General features: G+C 75.7%; 18 protein-coding genes. 11 read left to right on the forward strand and 7 right to left on the reverse strand.

All coding sequences use genetic code 11. The annotated features are described in order from the left end of the window. The first annotated feature begins 5 nt into the window (after nucleotides 1-5). Genes ACFFKU_RS10215 through ACFFKU_RS10225 form a run of 3 tightly spaced genes read left to right on the forward strand, consistent with a single transcriptional unit; the run spans nucleotide 6 to nucleotide 4,674 of the window. Nucleotides 6-2,831, forward strand: a complete 2,826-nt coding sequence (locus ACFFKU_RS10215; protein ID WP_380137645.1) for a bifunctional acetate--CoA ligase family protein/GNAT family N-acetyltransferase — start codon at nucleotides 6-8, stop codon at nucleotides 2,829-2,831. A 29-nt stretch (nucleotides 2,832-2,860) separates the two neighbouring features. Continuing rightward, entirely contained in the window at nucleotides 2,861-3,532 is a 672-nt protein-coding gene (locus ACFFKU_RS10220) for a DUF5998 family protein (protein WP_380137647.1), read from the forward strand. Then, on the forward strand, nucleotides 3,529-4,674 hold the full coding sequence (locus tag ACFFKU_RS10225) for an alkaline phosphatase family protein (RefSeq protein WP_380137649.1): 1,146 nt from the start codon (nucleotides 3,529-3,531) through the stop codon (nucleotides 4,672-4,674). The genes ACFFKU_RS10220 and ACFFKU_RS10225 overlap by 4 nt, the downstream gene beginning before the upstream one ends. Here the strand turns inward: ACFFKU_RS10225 and ACFFKU_RS10230 are convergent. Together ACFFKU_RS10230 and ACFFKU_RS10235 are read right to left on the reverse strand one after the other, a co-directional pair. Next, nucleotides 4,628-5,233: a hypothetical protein gene (locus ACFFKU_RS10230; RefSeq protein ID WP_380137651.1), complete on the reverse strand. Its 606-nt coding sequence runs from the start codon at nucleotides 5,231-5,233 to the stop codon at nucleotides 4,628-4,630. The two genes, ACFFKU_RS10225 and ACFFKU_RS10230, sit on opposite strands and share 47 nt — an antisense overlap. A gap of 30 nt (nucleotides 5,234-5,263) precedes the next feature. Next, a complete protein-coding gene (locus tag ACFFKU_RS10235) occupies nucleotides 5,264-5,386 on the reverse strand; it encodes a hypothetical protein (protein WP_380137652.1) in 123 nt (40 codons plus the stop codon). 61 nt (nucleotides 5,387-5,447) lie between these two features. Between ACFFKU_RS10235 and ACFFKU_RS10240 the strand changes: the two genes are divergently transcribed. Then, a complete protein-coding gene (locus tag ACFFKU_RS10240) occupies nucleotides 5,448-6,068 on the forward strand; it encodes an L-threonylcarbamoyladenylate synthase (protein ID WP_380137654.1) in 621 nt (206 codons plus the stop codon). A 176-nt stretch (nucleotides 6,069-6,244) separates the two neighbouring features. On the opposite strand, the gene sepH is transcribed toward ACFFKU_RS10240, so the two are convergent. After that, nucleotides 6,245-7,636, reverse strand: coding sequence for a septation protein SepH (sepH, locus tag ACFFKU_RS10245; protein WP_380137656.1), 1,392 nt, complete (start codon nucleotides 7,634-7,636; stop codon nucleotides 6,245-6,247). 172 nt (nucleotides 7,637-7,808) lie between these two features. On the opposite strand from sepH, the gene ACFFKU_RS10250 reads away from it, so the two are divergent. Both ACFFKU_RS10250 and ACFFKU_RS10255 read left to right on the forward strand, forming a co-directional pair. Next, nucleotides 7,809-8,972, forward strand: coding sequence for a ferrochelatase (locus ACFFKU_RS10250; protein ID WP_380137657.1), 1,164 nt, complete (start codon nucleotides 7,809-7,811; stop codon nucleotides 8,970-8,972). Continuing rightward, nucleotides 8,969-9,835 carry an inositol monophosphatase family protein gene (locus ACFFKU_RS10255; protein WP_380137659.1) on the forward strand — a complete coding sequence of 289 codons (867 nt, stop codon included), beginning with the start codon at nucleotides 8,969-8,971 and terminating at the stop codon, nucleotides 9,833-9,835. The genes ACFFKU_RS10250 and ACFFKU_RS10255 overlap by 4 nt, the downstream gene beginning before the upstream one ends. Nucleotides 9,836-9,841: 6 nt before the next feature. On the opposite strand, the gene ACFFKU_RS10260 is transcribed toward ACFFKU_RS10255, so the two are convergent. Beyond that, nucleotides 9,842-10,120 (reverse strand): hypothetical protein, encoded by a 279-nt coding sequence (locus ACFFKU_RS10260; protein ID WP_380137661.1) that lies wholly within the window; start codon nucleotides 10,118-10,120, stop codon nucleotides 9,842-9,844. Between the two features lie 532 nt (nucleotides 10,121-10,652). Between ACFFKU_RS10260 and ACFFKU_RS10265 the strand changes: the two genes are divergently transcribed. Next, a complete protein-coding gene (locus ACFFKU_RS10265; RefSeq protein WP_380137662.1) occupies nucleotides 10,653-10,952 on the forward strand; it encodes a DUF4193 domain-containing protein in 300 nt (99 codons plus the stop codon). Between the two features lie 141 nt (nucleotides 10,953-11,093). Here the strand turns inward: ACFFKU_RS10265 and ACFFKU_RS10270 are convergent, their stop codons facing one another. Continuing rightward, the gene (locus ACFFKU_RS10270; RefSeq protein WP_380137664.1) at nucleotides 11,094-11,624 is read right to left on the reverse strand and encodes a DUF3093 domain-containing protein; all 531 of its coding nucleotides are present in this window, start codon (nucleotides 11,622-11,624) and stop codon (nucleotides 11,094-11,096) included. Between the two features lie 62 nt (nucleotides 11,625-11,686). Here ACFFKU_RS10270 and dut point away from each other — a divergent pair, with 62 nt between their 5' ends. From dut to ACFFKU_RS10290, 4 genes are read left to right on the forward strand one after another with little or no spacing between them, the layout of a single operon-like run. Then, complete coding sequence (dut, locus tag ACFFKU_RS10275; RefSeq protein ID WP_380138079.1) at nucleotides 11,687-12,190, forward strand: dUTP diphosphatase; 504 nt, start codon at nucleotides 11,687-11,689, stop codon at nucleotides 12,188-12,190. Next, on the forward strand, nucleotides 12,187-12,957 hold the full coding sequence (locus ACFFKU_RS10280) for a DUF3710 domain-containing protein (RefSeq protein WP_380137666.1): 771 nt from the start codon (nucleotides 12,187-12,189) through the stop codon (nucleotides 12,955-12,957). Before dut ends, ACFFKU_RS10280 begins: the two co-directional genes overlap by 4 nt. A gap of 50 nt (nucleotides 12,958-13,007) precedes the next feature. Continuing rightward, nucleotides 13,008-13,400, forward strand: coding sequence for an OB-fold nucleic acid binding domain-containing protein (locus tag ACFFKU_RS10285; protein ID WP_380137667.1), 393 nt, complete (start codon nucleotides 13,008-13,010; stop codon nucleotides 13,398-13,400). Continuing rightward, the gene (locus ACFFKU_RS10290) at nucleotides 13,397-14,110 is read left to right on the forward strand and encodes a DUF3159 domain-containing protein (RefSeq protein ID WP_380137668.1); all 714 of its coding nucleotides are present in this window, start codon (nucleotides 13,397-13,399) and stop codon (nucleotides 14,108-14,110) included. The genes ACFFKU_RS10285 and ACFFKU_RS10290 overlap by 4 nt, the downstream gene beginning before the upstream one ends. Before the next feature lie 4 nt (nucleotides 14,111-14,114). Here the strand turns inward: ACFFKU_RS10290 and ACFFKU_RS10295 are convergent, their stop codons facing one another. Both ACFFKU_RS10295 and ACFFKU_RS10300 read right to left on the reverse strand, forming a co-directional pair. Next, a complete protein-coding gene (locus ACFFKU_RS10295; protein WP_380137669.1) occupies nucleotides 14,115-14,801 on the reverse strand; it encodes a potassium channel family protein in 687 nt (228 codons plus the stop codon). Between the two features lie 13 nt (nucleotides 14,802-14,814). Beyond that, on the reverse strand, nucleotides 14,815-15,477 hold the full coding sequence (locus ACFFKU_RS10300; RefSeq protein ID WP_380137671.1) for a potassium channel family protein: 663 nt from the start codon (nucleotides 15,475-15,477) through the stop codon (nucleotides 14,815-14,817). Nucleotides 15,478-15,604 lie beyond the last annotated feature (127 nt).

Genomic DNA, 15,604 nt, shown 5'->3' on the forward strand with positions numbered 1-15,604 from the left:
GAGACATGCCCGGACCGACCGCCCCCGAACGCGCGCCGGTGAACTACCCCACCCGCTGGGAGGCGGACGTCGCGTTGCGGGACGGGGGAACCGCGCACGTGCGCCCGATCACGCCCGACGACGCCGACGACGTGGCCGCCTTCCACTCCCGGCAGTCCGAGGAGTCGCGCTACCTGCGGTTCTTCGCGCCGATGCCCCGGCTCTCGGCCCGCGACCTGCAGCGCTTCACCCAGGTCGACCACGTCGACCGGGTCGCGCTCATCGCCACCGTCGGCACCGACATCGTCGGCATCGCCCGCTACGATGCGGCCCCGGCGCGCGCGGGGCACCGGCGCGAGGCCGAGGTCGCGTTCAACATCTCCGACGCCCACCAGGGCCGCGGCCTCGGGTCGGTCCTGCTGGAGCATCTGGCCGCCGCGGCCCGCGAACGGGGCATCCGCCGGTTCACCGCCGACGTGCTGCCGCAGAACGCGAAGATGATCGGGGTCTTCCGCGAGGCCGGTTTCGAGGTCCGGCAGGGCTACGCCGACGGCGTGCTCGAGGTGGCCTTCGACATCGACCCGACGGAACGTTCGCTGGACGTCATGCAGGCGCGCGAACAACGCGCCGAGGCGCGCAGCCTGCTGAAACTCCTGTCCCCGACCTCGGTGGTGGTCATCGGTGTCCGCCGCACGCCGCGCACCGTCGGGCACCGGTTGCTCTCCGACCTGGTGACCGGGGGTTTCGCCGGGCCCGTCCACGCCGTGCACCCCGACGCCCGCGACGGCGAGGAACTGTTCGGGGTCCCGCTGCTGCGCTCCGTGCGCGACCTGCCCGGTCCGGTCGACCTCGCGGTCGTCGCGGTCCGCCCGGCGGTGATCGCCGAGACGGTCCGCGACTGCGCCACGGTCGGGGTCCGGGAACTGGTCGTGGTCTCCAGCGGTTTCGCCGAGACGGGGCCCGAGGGGCTCGAACGGCAACGGGAGGTCGTGCGGATCGCGCGGGCCAACGGGATGCGGGTGGTCGGCCCGAACTCGTTCGGGGTCATCAACACCGATCCCGCGGTGCGGCTGAACGCCTCGTTGCACGAGGACATGCCCACCGCGGGGCGGTTCGGGTTGTTCAGCCAGTCCGGGGCGCTGGCCCTGACCGTCCTCTCCTCCGCCCAGCGGCGCGGGCTCGGGTTGTCGACGTTCGTCTCGGCGGGCAACCGCGCCGACGTCTCCGGCAACGACTGCATGCAGTACTGGCACGACGACGAGCGGACCTCCGCGGTGGGGCTGTACCTGGAGAGCATCGGCAACCCGCGCAAGTTCTCCCGGGTGGCCCGCCGGCTGGCCCGGCGCAAACCCGTCATCGTCGTGAAGTCGGGCGCCTCGGGTTTCGGGGTCCCGCCGGGCCACGCCGTCCGGGCCTCCCAGGCCCCGTTCGCCGCGGTCGACGCGATGCTGAAGCAGGCCGGCGTCCTGCGGGTCGAGAACGTCCACCAGCTCTTCGACGTCGCGCAGGTCGCGGTCCAGCAGCCGCTGCCCGCCGGGGGGCGCGTGGCGATCGTCGGCAACGCGGCCGCCCTCGGCACCCTGGCCGCGGACGCGTGCGTGAGCTGGGGTCTGGAGGTCGTGCACGGTCCGGTGAACGTCCACCCCGAGGCCGAGCTGGAGGAGTTCCTGGAGGCGATGCGCGCCGCCTACGCCGACCCGGGCGTCGACGCGGTCGTCACCAGCTGGGTCCCGCCGACCGCCGCGGTGGACCCGGCCGTCGCGACCGCGGTCGCCCGGGCCGCGGCCCGCGGGCGCAAGACGACCGTGACCTGCTTCCTCGGGACCCGGTCGGTCACCGCGGCCGTGGCCGACCCGGTGACCGGTGCGCTGCCGATCCTGCCCGAGGGGCCGGCGCCCGCGGCGGGCGACGCCTACCGCGGTTTCGTCTCCACCGCCGACGACGACCTCGCGGCCGAACCCGGCTTCGCCGAGGGCGGCACCCCGGAGGGCGGACCCACGGTGGTGCCCTCGTACCCGACGCCCGAGGACGCGGTCCGCGCACTCGCGGCCATCGTCCGCTACGCCGCCTGGCGGCGCCGCGAGACGGGTCACCTGGTCGCCCCCGAGGGGGTCAACCTCCCGGCCGCCCGCGCCCTCGTCGAGCAGATCCTCACCGAGCACCCGGACGGCGTGCGGCTGGACCGCGAGACCAGCAGCGCCCTGCTCGCCCACGTCGGGATCGCGGTGCTGCCGCGCGCGGTCGTCGAGGACGCCGACGCGGCCGTCGCCGCCGCCGAGGGGTTCGGCTGGCCCGTCGCCCTGAAGACCGTCGACGCGGTCCTCGCCGACCGCCAGGACATCCGGGGGGTGCGGCTGGCCCTCGGCACACCGGAGGCCCTGCGCTCGGCCTTCGCCGAGATGCGGACCGCGCTGGGGGAGGCCGCCTGCCGGCTGGCCGTGCAGCCGATGGCCGCGCTCGGGGTGGCCTGCCTGGTGCGCAGCACCGAGGACCCGCTGTTCGGCCCGGTCCTGTCCTTCGGCGTCGAGGGGGACCCGATCACCCTGATGGGTGACGTCGGCTACCGCATCCCGCCGCTCACCGACGTCGACGTCGCCGACCTCGTCCGTTCGGTGCGGGCCTTCCCCAAGCTGGTCGGGCACGCCGGGGCGCCGCGGACCGACGTCGCCGCCCTCGAGGACGTCATCGCGCGCGCCTCCGTCCTGGCCGACGCCCTGCCGGAGGTGTCGGAGCTGCGGTTGTCGCCCGTGCTGGTCGCGGAGCAGGGGGCGACCGCGCTCAACGCCGAGGTGTGGTTGCGGGCCCCGGGCGGGCGCAACGATCCCGACCGCCGCTCGCTCCCGGTCGCCTGAGCGCGGGCCGGATGGGACAGGATGAGCAGATGCGTGAGCGCACCGGTTCCCGACGCGGCGAGTCCAGCCGCCACCAGCGAGCGAGCGGGGGCCCCGGGCCGGACGTGCGCGAGGTGACCGAGGACGACGTCGAGGCGGACCTGCCGGCGGAGGTGCTCCGCGGCCTGGAGCGGGCCGGGTACTACCCCCAGGTCGTGGCCGACTCCCTGCGCACGGCCCTGGCCGGTCAGCGGGTCCGGGCCCACCTGATCCACCCCGAGACCACCTTCGACGGGCAGGAGGTGCGTCGGCACGTGACCGTGCTGGTGCTCACCGCGACCCGGCTGGTGGCCGCCCACGCCGACGACCACGGCCCGGACGAGACGGTCCCCGAGGTCTACGCGGTCTGCTCCACCGAGTCCGTCCCGCTGGGGCGGGTCAGCTCGGTGGTCGTCAGCCAGGTCGTCAGCCGCCCCGCCCAGCACGTCGACGGGGCGACCCCGGCCGAGGTCAGCCTGACGATCGGCTGGGGCGGGATGCAGCGACTCGACCTGGAACCGGCCGGGTGCTCCGACGCGGAGTGCGAGGCCGACCACGGTTACACCGGGACGCTGGCCCGCGACGACCTGACGATCCGGGTGGCCGGGGCGGCCGAGGGCGCCGACGCGGTCGCCGCGGCGCTCGGCTTCGCCCGCTCCCTGTCGGCGGCCACCGCCCGGTGATCCCCGCCCCGCCCGCGCCGAGCTACGGCGCCGAGTCGCTCGCCGCGGTCCTGCCCGCGGTCGGGGCCGCCCTCGGGGTGGCCGGGTGCCGGCCGGGGGCCCACGGCCTGACCTTCCCGGAGGCCGCGCGCGCGGTCGTGCTGCTCGTCGACGGGATGGGGGACGAGGTCCTCTCGGCCCGGTCCGGGCACGCGCCGACCCTGCGGAACTGGACCGACACCGGGGCCCGGGGCGGTCTGCTGGCCGGGTTCCCGACCACCACCGCGACGAGCATGGGGTCCTTCGGGACGGGTGCCCCGCCGGGCACCCACGGGCTGGTGGGCTACGAGGTCCTCGACCCCGAGCGCGACGCCCTCCTCAACGAGCTGGCCTGGGACGCGGCGGTCGACCCGCGCCGCTGGCAGCCGCACCCCACCGTCCTGCAGCAGGTCGCGGCCGACGGGGTCGACGTCGTGCGCGTCGCCCCGCCCCACTTCGACGGTTCGGGCCTCACCGAGGCGGCGCTGCGCGGTGGTCGGTTCGTCGGGACCCCGGAGCGTCTGGAGGCGCGGGTCGACGCCACCGCCGCCGCCATCCGGGCCAGTCCGCGCAGCCTCGTCTACGTCTACTGGGGGACCCTCGACCACGTCGGGCACGTCGAGGGGGTCGGCAGCTGGCAGTGGGGCGAGGAGCTCGGTCGGGTCGACGCCGCCGTCGCGGCCCTGCGACGCCGGCTCCCGAAGGGCACCCTGCTCGTCGTCACCGCCGACCACGGCATGGTCGACGTCCCCGCCGCGGGCCGGCTGGACCTGGGCCACGAACCCGAGCTGCGGGTCGGTGTCCGGCACGCCGCCGGGGAGCCGCGGATGTTCCAGCTCTACACCGAACCCGGTGCGGCGCAGACCGTCTGCGAGACCTGGTCGCGACGCGTGGGGGAGCAGGCCTACGTCGTGACCCGCGACGACGCGATCGCCGCCGGCTGGTTCGGACCGGTCGAGGACCGTGTCCGGGGCCGGATCGGGGACGTCCTGGTCGTGGCCGCGGGGGAGTTCGCCGTGGTCGACTCGAGCCGGATGCGCCCGGAGTCGCTGCGGCTCGTCGGCCAGCACGGGGCCCTCAGCGACGCGGAACGGCGGATCCCGCTCTTCTCGACCCTGCTCTGAGGACCGCCCACCGCCCGAGGGCCACGGCCCCGGTGAGGGCGAACGCGGCGGCCAGCACCAGCAGCACGAGCATCGCCCAGGCGACGGCCCCGAGCGGGTCGCTGGCCGCGGCCGGTCCGAACGCCATCGCCGCGAGCGGGGGCACGACCAGCAGGGGGCCGGCGAACGGCCGCACCCCCAGCTCGGCCACCAGGACGCCGACGACCAGCACGGCGACGGCGAGGAGCCCCAGCACCGGGCTGCGGGTGGGGTTCTCCTCGGCCGTGGGCCACCACAGCTCGAACAGCGGCCAGGCCGACGCGCCCAGCAGGACGGGGAGGACGACGACGCGGCGCGGCGGGCGGGGCGGGCCGAGGGCGAAGGCCCGGATGCCGCCGGTGACCACGGCGACGACCGCGCCCGCCACGACCGCGGCCACGGCCACGGCCAGGGTCGCGTCCGCGGAGGCCCAGGCCGACGGCAGGGCGCCCAGGCCGGCCGCCAGGACGGCCGCCCCGACCCCGACCACCGCGGAGCGGGCGAGACCGGTCAGGGCCACCCCGGCCACCACCACGGCCATCGCCCCCGGGGTCCAGGTGGCGCCGTCGTCCTACGCGGTGCCGAGCGCCCAGAGCGCGAGCGCGGCGAGCGGCACCACCCCCACGAGCGCGACCCCGGGGGGTCCGGGCCGCGGGGCGGGGGCCGGCGGAGCGGCCGGGGGCAGATCGATCATCGCCGCATCATGCCCGGCGCCACCCCTGGCGGGCCGCCCGCCCGTGGGTACGCTCACCGGAATGGCCCGCTACTACGACGTGCACCCGCAGGACCCGCAGCCCCGCAGCATCTCCCAGCTGGTCGCGATCCTGCGGGACGGCGGCCTCATCGCCTACCCGACCGACTCCTGCTACGCGCTCGGGTGCGCGCTGGACTCCCCGGACGGGGCCGAGCGGATCCGCGCGATCCGTCGCCTCGACGACCGCCACCACTTCACGCTGGTGTGCGCGGAGTTCGCGCAGCTGGGCCAGTTCGTGCACCTGGACAACTCCGCGTTCCGGTCCATCAAGGCGGCCACGCCGAACCCGTACACGTTCATCCTGCCCGCGACCAAGGACGTCCCGAAGCGGTTCGCCCACCCGAAGAAGAAGACCGTCGGGGTGCGGATCCCGCAGCACCCGGTGGTCCAGTCGCTGCTGCGTGAACTCGGAGAACCGTTGCTGTCCAGCACGTTGCTGCTCCCCGACCACGAGGAACCGTTGACCGACGGCTGGCAGATCAAGGAGGAGCTCGACGCCGTGGTCGACGCCGTCGTGGACTCCGGGGAGTGCGGCACCGACCCCACCACCGTGGTCGATCTCAGCGAGGGTTACCCCGAGGTGCTCCGCGTCGGGGCCGGCGACCCCGACCGCTTCCGCTGACCCGCCACCCCTCGCCGTCCCCCCCCGCCCCCTTCCCTCCCGTGATCGAGGAATCCGTCCCGCACCCGGCCCACCGGCCGCCCGGGGTGCCGGCCAGATTCCTCGATCACGGGGGGCGGGACCGGCGGAGGGGGAGGCGCGAGGGGGAGGGGCGAGGGGGAGGGGGAGGGGGAGGGTCAGTCCTTCTTCGAGCCGAACATGATCTCGTCCCAGCTGGGCACGGAGTTCCGCTTGGCCGCCGAGCCGCTGCGGGCGCGGTTGGTGCGGGGCCGGCGTCGGTTGGCGGCCTGCTTCGCCGTCTCGGCGGGCCTCGCCGGATCGGGGGCAGTCGTCTCGGAGGTGGTCGGCGCGGGGGTGGCCGACTCACCGGCCGCGCCCGCGGCCGAGGACGGCGTGGGGCGCGCGGCGACCGCCGGTTCGGCGACCGGGCGGGCCTCGTCCGTCGACGGCGCGGCGGGGGACGGGGCGGCGGGGGCGGGTTCCTGCGCGGGGCCGTCCTCGGCGGCGAAGTCCTCGGGGGTCACGTCCGGCACGGCGACGTCCTCGACGGCGACGTCGGCGGCACCGTTCCCGGCGTCACCGTTCTCGGCGTGGTCCTCGACCGTGGTGCCGGCGGCGTCCCCGACGGCGGGGTGGTCGGCGCCCCCGGCCGTCGCGCGCGGCGGGAGGATGGTGCGGTCCTCCGGCGCCGAGGTGTCGGAGTCGGCGGGGTGGGCGGGCGGCGGGTCGGCCAGCAACGCGTCCACGCGGGCCACCTCGGCCGGGTCGCCCTCGGGGGTCTGGGCGCTCGGGCGCACCCCGCGCCGGGCGTCGAGCACGTCGAGCAGGTCGGCCGAGGCGGTGGCCTGGGGGTCGATCCGGCGTCCGGTCCGACCGCCGGGGGACCCCACGGAGCGCACGCCGCCGTCGGCCTCGACGTCGTAGACGCGCTCGAGGTCGCCCGTCTCGCCCTGCCCCTCCGGGGCCAGCCCCAGGTGCCGGCGCCCCGGCAGCGGGCCCGGTTCGGCGGGCTCGTCGTCGGAGAGCCAGCGCGCCTCGTCGTCCAACGGGGTCAGCACCCGCGCCGCGGGGTCGAAACCCCACCGGGCCAGCCGACCCCGGCCCCCGGCGACGAACTCGATCTGGACCAGCCAGCCGTCCTCGGCGCGCCACGCGTCCCAGCGGGCCCCGTCGGGGTCGACCGCGCGAGCCACGAGCCGACCGACGACGACGTCGTCCAGGGAGCTGCCCGCGTGCGACCGACCCGGGGTGGTGCGCCGGGCGAGGCCCGCGACGTGGGCGCGCTCGGCGAGCACCGGTCCCTCGTAGCGACGCACGTGCTCCACCGGCAACCCGCCGGCGGCCGCGACCTCCTCGGCGGACTCCCCGGCGCGGATGCGGGCCTGGATGTCGCGGGGTCGCAGGGTCGCGGCGGTCTGGATCTGCAGCTGCCCCAACCGGGCCCGGTCGCGGCGCACGGCCGCCCGCAGCGCCTCGTCGACGCGCAGCCGGTACCGGGAGCCGTCGGAACCCGCGAGGACGACGCTCTCGCCGTCGTCGTGGACCCCGAGAAGCCTCAGATCCTGCATGACGGGTGCCTCCCAGTGCTGACGTCGACGACGGGCCGCCGCGCGGTGACCCGTCGCGGGCCCTCGACCCGGCACCGTCACCGCGACGGTCCTGCGGGGCACTCTATTCACCCCGGCGCCGATCCCCTCACCCCCGCGGGCCCCGGGGGGCGGTGACTGGGACACTCGGGGCGTGAGCACGAACGCCCAGAACCCGCCCGAGCCGTTCCCCTACGACGCGATCGCGCTGCTGTCGTTCGGGGGTCCGGAGGGTCCCGACGACGTCATGCCCTTCCTCGAGAACGTGACCCGGGGCCGCGGCATCCCCCGCGAGCGGCTGGCCGAGGTCGCCGAGCACTACCTGCACTTCGGCGGGCGCAGTCCCATCAACGATCAGAACAAGGAGCTGCTGGCCGCCCTGCGCGCCGAGCTCGACGCCCGCGGGCTGGGGTCGGTCCCGCTGCTGTGGGGCAACCGGAACTGGGACCCCTACGTGACCGACGTGCTGCGGGAGGCCCACCAGGGCGGCGTCCGCTCGCTGCTGGCCGTGTTCACCAGCGCCTACTCCTCGTACTCCTCCTGCCGGCAGTACCGCGAGGACCTCGGCAAGGCGGTGGTGACGCTCGCCGAGGAGGGACGGCCGCTGGCCGTGGACCGGATCCGGCACTACTACAACAGCCCCGCCTTCGTCGCGGTCAACGCCCGGGCGCTGGCCGCGGCCGTGCGGGAGCTGCCGGAGGCGGCCCGCGAGGGCGTCCGGGTCGCCTTCGTCACCCACTCCATTCCCGACGCGATGAACGACACCTCCGGCCCGGACGGGGGCTGGTACGTCCGGCAGCACCTCGACGTGGCCGCCGCGGTCGCCGCCGAGGCGGGCCGCGAGCTCGGGCGCGAGCTGCCCTGGGACCTCACCTACTGCTCGCGCTCGGGTCCGCCCACCCAGCCCTGGCTCGAACCCGACATCAACGACTGGCTGCGCGAGGTCCACGCCGGGGGCGGGTCGGGGGCCGTGGTGGCTCCGATCGGCTTCGTCTCCGACCACATGGAGGTCAAGTTCGACCTCGACACCGAGGCCGCCGAGACGGCCCAGGAGATCGGGCTGCCGTTCGCCCGCGCCGCCACCGTCGGTGCGACCCGGGAGTTCGTCACCGGACTGGTCGACCTCGTGCTCGAGCGCGCCGAGCGGGCGCGCGGGCTCGACCCGGCGCAGCCGACCGCCGGCGGTCTCGGCCCCTCGTGGGAGGTCTGCCAGGTGGACTGCTGCAAGAACCTGCGTCGCGAGGTGCCCGCGATGTGCGGGGTCGACGCCCCCCGCGTCGAGGTCGGGGCCGCGGCCCCCGCCGGGGGTACCGCGTGATCGCGCCCGACCTGCCCACCGGCGCCGAGCTGACCCGGCTGCGCGAGGTCGCGGAGGTCGTCGCCACCGAGGCGGGTCGGCTGATCGTCTCCCAGCGCCCCGACCGGGTGGCCGTCGCCGCGACCAAGTCCTCGCCGACCGACGTGGTGACCGCGATGGACCACGCCGCGGAGCAGCTGCTGATCGGTCGGTTGCAGGAGCTGCGCCCCGAGGACGGGTTCCTGGGCGAGGAGAGCGGTTTCCGGCCCGGGCGCTCGGGCCTCACCTGGGTGGTGGACCCGATCGACGGCACCGTGAACTACCTGTACGGGCTGCCCTCCTACGCGGTGAGCGTCGCCCTGGTGGCCGGGGCGGAGCCCACGGCCGAACCCGACCCGCGGACGTGGCAGGCGCTGGTGGGCTGCGTGCACGCGCCCGCGCTGGGGGAGACCTGGAGCGCCGCGCGGGGCCAGGGGGCCCGGCTGGCCGAGAGCACCGGGACGCGCGACCTCGCCGGACCCGCCTCGCCCGGTCTCGCCGAGGCCCTGGTCGCGACCGGGTTCGGCTACTCGGCGCCCCGGCGGCGTCGGCAGGCCGAGGTCGTCCTGGACCTGCTGCCCCGCATCCGCGACCTGCGGCGGACGGGCGTGGCGTCGCTGGACCTGTGCGCGGTGGCCGCGGGCCGGGTCGACGGGTACTACGAGCGCGGCCTGAACGCCTGGGACTTCGCCGGGGCGCTCGTGGTGGCCCGGGAGACCGGGGCGGTGGTCACCGACTTCGCAGGCGGTGAACCGCATCCGGGGGGTCTGCTGGCGGCCGGCGCGGGTCTGCACCGGGTTCTGCTGGACGCCCTGCTGTCCGCGGGGGTCACCCGGGAGGACTAGTCCCGGTCAGGCGCTGCGGACCTGGGGGTCGGCGAGGACGGCCGGGGTGTCGCCGGCGCCACGGTGGCGGGCGACGAGGTCGGCGGCGTCCAGCAGCAGGACGTCGTTGGCGGCGGCGAGCTCGACGAGGCCTTCCAGCTCGTCCAGCAGGGCCTCGGCCAGGTGGTCGTCGCCGGCGGCGGCGGCCGCCTCGACGGCGAGCCGCAGCTCGGTGACCCGGTTCTCGAGCTCGGCGGCGAAGGAGGGGGCGAGCGGGGTGGGGCGGTCGTGGTCCAGCGCGTTCATGGCACCTCCTGAGCGGGGGTCGCCCCGGTCGTCGCGTCGGCCGGGTCTCGGTCGAACGTGCGTCCGGAGCGGTCGGACGGCGGAACACTACGGCCCGCGGGCCGGTCCACCAACTCCTCCGGTGTCCGGGTGAGATGGGTCACGCACCGGCCACGAGCCGGTCACCACGACGTCGCCCGACGGTCGCGGTCCGGTCTCGTCGCGTTCCCTCGGCACTGCCCGGGGACCCCGCCGAGGGGTCCGGGCCGACCCCGCGGAGCGGTCCCGGGACGGTCGGGGGAGGCGGGTCGGGGGCGGTCCACGACGCGCCGGAGGGCCATCGATTCGTCGGCGCCCCGTTCGTGGGTCACAATGCGTCGTTTCCGCGATCGGTGAGCTACCAGCCGCGGGAGCAGGAGCAGGCCGACCGGGGTCTCGCGCCCGCCGTGCGGCGGGCATGGATCGGGCCGTCGGGACGTTGCTCCGGCGCAGCGCAACGCAATTGCTGCGGAACACCCGGCAGCACCTGAGGAAGAAGTGTGAGGCAGGCACCATGGCCACCGACTACGACGCACCGCGCAAGACCGACGACGAGCTGAACGAGGACTCCCTCGAGGAGCTGAAGGCTCGTCGGACGGACAAGAGCTCCGGTGCCGTGGACGAGGACGAGACCGAGGCGGCGGAGGGCTTCGAGCTGCCCGGGGCCGACCTCTCCAACGAGGAACTCTCGGTGCGGGTCCTGCCCCGTCAGCAGGACGAGTTCACCTGCACCAGCTGCTTCCTCGTCGTGCACCGCTCGCAGCTGCACGAGGTCGCCGAGGGGCGCTACATCTGCAACGACTGCGCGGCCTGAGCACCGAGCCGTCACCAGCGGGGCGTCGGCGGGGTCGGTCCCGGACCGGGTCCGGCACCGCCGTGGCCCGCTCGTCCGGCCCGCCGCGGCTCGGCGGTCCGGCCCCGTCGCCCGGTCGCCCGGCGCTCGGTCGACCGGTGCTCAGCGGGCCCGCAGCGCGGCGGCCAGCTCCTCGGGCCGACGGGTGGACACCACCCAGTAGGGCGTGGGGTCGGAGGCGTCCTCCAGGTGGATGCGGACGCCCTCGGGGGCCCACGGCCGCAGCGCCAGGTGGGCCCGGGCGTCCAGCCCCGGCCCGACGGCCCGGCGCAGCGCCGCCCGGTCCAGGACGTCGACCTCGCCCACGACGGCGACGGGCAGCCGGGCCCGCCCCACCCGCAGCACCCCGCCCGCGACCTCGATGCGCCACGCCATCGACGCCAGCAGGGCGACGACCGCGAGCACGCCGAGCAACCCGCCCACCACGCCGGCCCCGGGCCCGAAGATCGGCAGCGGCACCAGCACCGCCCCCAGCACGATCGGCAGGCAGGCCAGGCAGGCCGCGGGAGAGGGCCAGAGCCGTTCGCGGTAGCCGGTGCCCCCGGACGCGCCGGCGTGAGCCGGATTGGGGGAGGACGCGGTGGAGGTGCGGGTGGCGTCGGCGGTGTCGTCGCCGGAGGACCTCGAGGACATGGCCGAAGGTTCTCACGCCGGGCCGGGCCGCTGCGGAGCGCGACGGTAGGGTCATCCGGGTGATGGAGGTACCCGTCGTCCTGCACGAGAGCGGACACGTCCCCGGTTACGCGCACCCCGGCGACGCCGGTGCCGACCTGTGCACGCGCGAGGCCGTCGTCCTCGCTCCCGGGGCGCGGGCGACGGTACCGACCGGGGTCGCGATCGCCCTGCCCGACGGGTTCGCCGCCTTCGTCGTCCCCCGCTCCGGGTTGGCCGCCAAGCGCGGACTGACCGTCCTGAACACCCCCGGCACGGTCGACGCGGGCTACCGCGGCGAGATCAAGGTCACCCTGCTCAACACCGACCGCAGCGAACCCGTCGAGCTGGCGGTCGGCGACCGGGTGGCCCAGCTGATCGTGCAGCGCGTCGAGCGGGTGACCTTCGTCGAGGTCGCCGACCTGCCCGGTTCGGTACGGGGTACGGGCGGGCACGGGTCGACCGGCGGCTCGGCCGCCCTCGCCGCGGCCGCCGCCGGTCCGTCCGGCACCCCCCATGCTTCCCCCGCAGAGGAGACCCAGCCGTGAGCCTGTTCCGTCGTCGCAAGGCCGAGGACACCAGCCCGGAGACCAGCGCCGGGACCACCGCCGGGGGCACCGAGGAGGGCGCGGCCGGACCGACGGAGACCGCTGCGACCGAGCCGACCGCGGCCGCACCGGCCTACGACCGCGTGCAAGGTCCCTTCGACGCCTCCGAGGTGGACGCCGCCGACGACGGGCGGGTCGCGCTGGGCGGGCTGCGGCTGCTGCCGCGCCCGGGCATCCAGCTGCGGTTCGAGGGCGAGGAGGAGAACAAGCGCATCCTCGGCCTGACCGTCGAGCTCGACGGGTCCGCGGTCCAGCTGCAGGCGTACGCGGCCCCCCGCAGCGAGGGCATCTGGGACGAGATCCGCGCCGACATCGCCGCCGGCCTCGAGGCCCGCGGGGGCAGCGTCGAGCACGTGACGGGGACCTTCGGGGCCGAGCTGCTCGGCCGGTTGCCGGTCCGCACCGAGGACGGCCGCACGGGGCACCAGGCCATGCGCTTCGTCGGCGTCGACGGTCCCCGGTGGCTGCTGCGGGCGATCTTCCTGGGCCCGGCCGTGCACGACCCGGCGGCCGCGCAGACCGCGCGCGAGCTGGAGGAGGTCGTCCGCGACCTCGTCGTCGTCCGGGGTGGCGAGGCCATGGCCCCGCGCGAGGTCATCGCCCTGGCCCTGCCCGACGTCGTGGAGCAGCCGGGAGAGGCGGCCCCGCCCTCGGCCGACGACCTGAAGCCCTTCGAGCGCGGCCCGGAGATCAGCGAGGTCCGCTGACCCGGACGGAGGGTCCCACCGCGGTCGGTCCGAGGATTACGCTGGTCTGCGTGGGTACTCCCTCGGTCCTGGCCACCCCGCTCTGGCGTCGGGCGCTGCGGCGCTTCACCGCCTCCGAGTCCGACCTGGCCGCCGCCGACGCGCAGCGCGTCGCCGAGCAGCACGGCGGCAGCCCCTGCGGGGCCCTGGCCGCACGGCAGCGGGCCTGCGTGTGCGGGACCCTGCGGTCGGTGACGATCAACCCGCGGGGCGGGGTCCCCGCGCTGCAGGCGGAGCTCTTCGACGGGTCGGGGTCGGTGTCGCTGGTCTTCCTGGGCCGCCGACGCATCCCCGGGCTCGTCGCGGGTCGCCGGGTCAAGGCCAGCGGTCGCGTCGCGGTCGACGACGGCCAGCAGGTCATCTTCAACCCGGTCTACGAGCTGCTGCCCCCGGACGGCGCGTGAGCCCGCAGCCCGTCGGCCCTCCGCCCGCCGCCGGACGCGACCCCGAGGCCGTCCCGACGACCGTCGAGGAGGTCGTCCGTCAGCGGCTCGCCGCCGCGCTGGGCGGCTGGCGGGGGTTGCTGGACTCGGCCCTGCCCGCGCTCGCCTTCCTCGTCCCCTGGGTCCTGACCAGCGACCTGTGGGTGGCGCTGGGGTGCTCGGCCGCGGTCCTGCTCGTGGCCCTCGTCGTGCGCATCGCCCGGCGGGAGACCCTCCAGCACGCGTTGACCGGGCTCGTGGCCATCGGCATCGCCGCGTTCATCGCCTCGCGGACCGGTCGGGCCCAGGACGTGTTCCTCCCCGGCATCCTGCTCAACGGCGCCTTCGCGGTGGCGTTCACCGTCTCGATGGTCGTCCGCTGGCCGATCGTCGGGTTCATGGTCGGCGCGGCCGTGGAGGACCCGACGGGTTGGCGGCGCGACCGCGGCGTGGTGCGGCTCTGCCAGAAGCTGACCGCGCTGCTGCTGGCCGGCTACGTCATCCGCTTCGTGGTGCAGCTCCCGCTCTACCTGGCCGAGGAGACGACCTGGCTGGCGGTCAGCAAGCTCGTCCTCGGCTGGCCCCTGCTGCTGGCCGGCATCGGGATCGCCGGGCTCGTGCTGCTCAAGGGCCGCACGCCCTTCGAGCACGCCGACCCGGTCCTCGGCCGACCGGCCGAGGACCGGGCCTGACCCCTCACTCCGCCGTGCGCACGCCGTCCTGCTCGGCCTGACCGAGCAGCACGCGCAGCCGCGGTTCGGCCTCGGGCACGCTCAGGAACAGCAGGTGGTCGCCGTCCTCGAGGACGTCGTCGCTGGTGGGGGCGATCGGGCGGTCGCCGCGCACGATGGCCACCAGGACGGTGTCCTCGGGCAGGTCGATCTCGCCGACCGTCGAGCCGAGCACCGGGCTGCTCGCCTGCAGGGTGAACTCGGTCATCGTCGTCGCGCCCTGCTGCAAGGTGAACAGTCGGACGAGCTCCCCGACGCTCACGGCCTCCTCGACCAGGGCGGTCATGAGGCGCGGGGTCGACACCGCGACGTCCACCCCCCAGGCCTCGTCGAAGAGCCACTCGTTCTTGGGGTTGTTGACCCGCGCGACGGTCCGGGGGACCCCGAACTCGGTCTTGGCCAGCAGCGAGACCACCAGGTTGGCCTTGTCGTCCCCGGTCGCGGCGACCACGACGTCGCAACCGGCGACCTCGGCCTCCTCGAGGCTGGTCAGCTCGCAGGCGTCGGCCAGCAGCCACTGGGCGTCGGGCACGCTGGAGATCTTCATGGCCCGCGGGTCCCGGTCGATGAGCAGCACGCGGTGGTCGTTGGTCAGCAGTTCCCGGGCGATGGACCGACCGACGATCCCGGCGCCGGCGATGACGACTCGCATCGAGGCTGTCCTCTCAGTGCTCGGCGGGCGGGGCGGACAGGGTGCGCACGGCGCGCTGGGCGCCGGCGTCGGCCACGAGCACGTGGACCACGTCGCCGTCCTGGTGGACGGTGCCGCGGGTGGGCACGATCCCCGAGCCCAGCCGGGTCACGTAGGCGACCCGCGCCCCGCTGGCCTCTTCCAGGGCCGTGAGCGGCTCGCCCACCCAGTCCGGGTGCACGGCCACCTCGAGCAGCACGACCTTGCCGCTGGCGTCGCGGAACTGCGACATCGCCCCCTCGGGCACCAGGCGGCGCAGGACCTGGTCGGCGGTCCAGCGGACCGTCGCGATCGTGGGGATGCCGAGCCGTTGGTAGACCTCGGCCCGGCCCGGGTCGTAGATGCGGGCCACGACGTTGTCGACGCCGAACTTCTCCCGCGCGACCCGCGCGGCCAGGATGTTGGAGTTGTCGCCGGAGGACACCGCGGCGAAGGCGTCGGCCGCGTGGATGCCCGCCTCGACGAGGGTGTCGTGGTCGAAGCCGACCCCGGTGACCCGCCGCCCCTCGAACGTCGGCCCGAGCCGACGGAAGGCGTCGTCGTCCTGGTCGATGACCGCGACGCTGTGGCCCTTCTGCTCCGCGGTCAGGGCCAGCGTCGAACCGACCCGGCCACAACCCATGATCACGAAGTGCACGACGAGGACTCCTCGAGTGTTCGGCCGACCTCCGGTGACCGTACCGCGCCGGAGATCGGCCGGCGGCTGCGGCACGACCGGACCGCCGGCACCGGGCCATCACCGGGCCAGGACCGGGCATCGTCGG

Origin of the sequence: Kineococcus gynurae, from assembly GCF_042433995.1 — a bacterium.
Taxonomy (GTDB): Bacteria; Actinomycetota; Actinomycetes; order Actinomycetales; family Kineococcaceae; genus Kineococcus; species Kineococcus gynurae.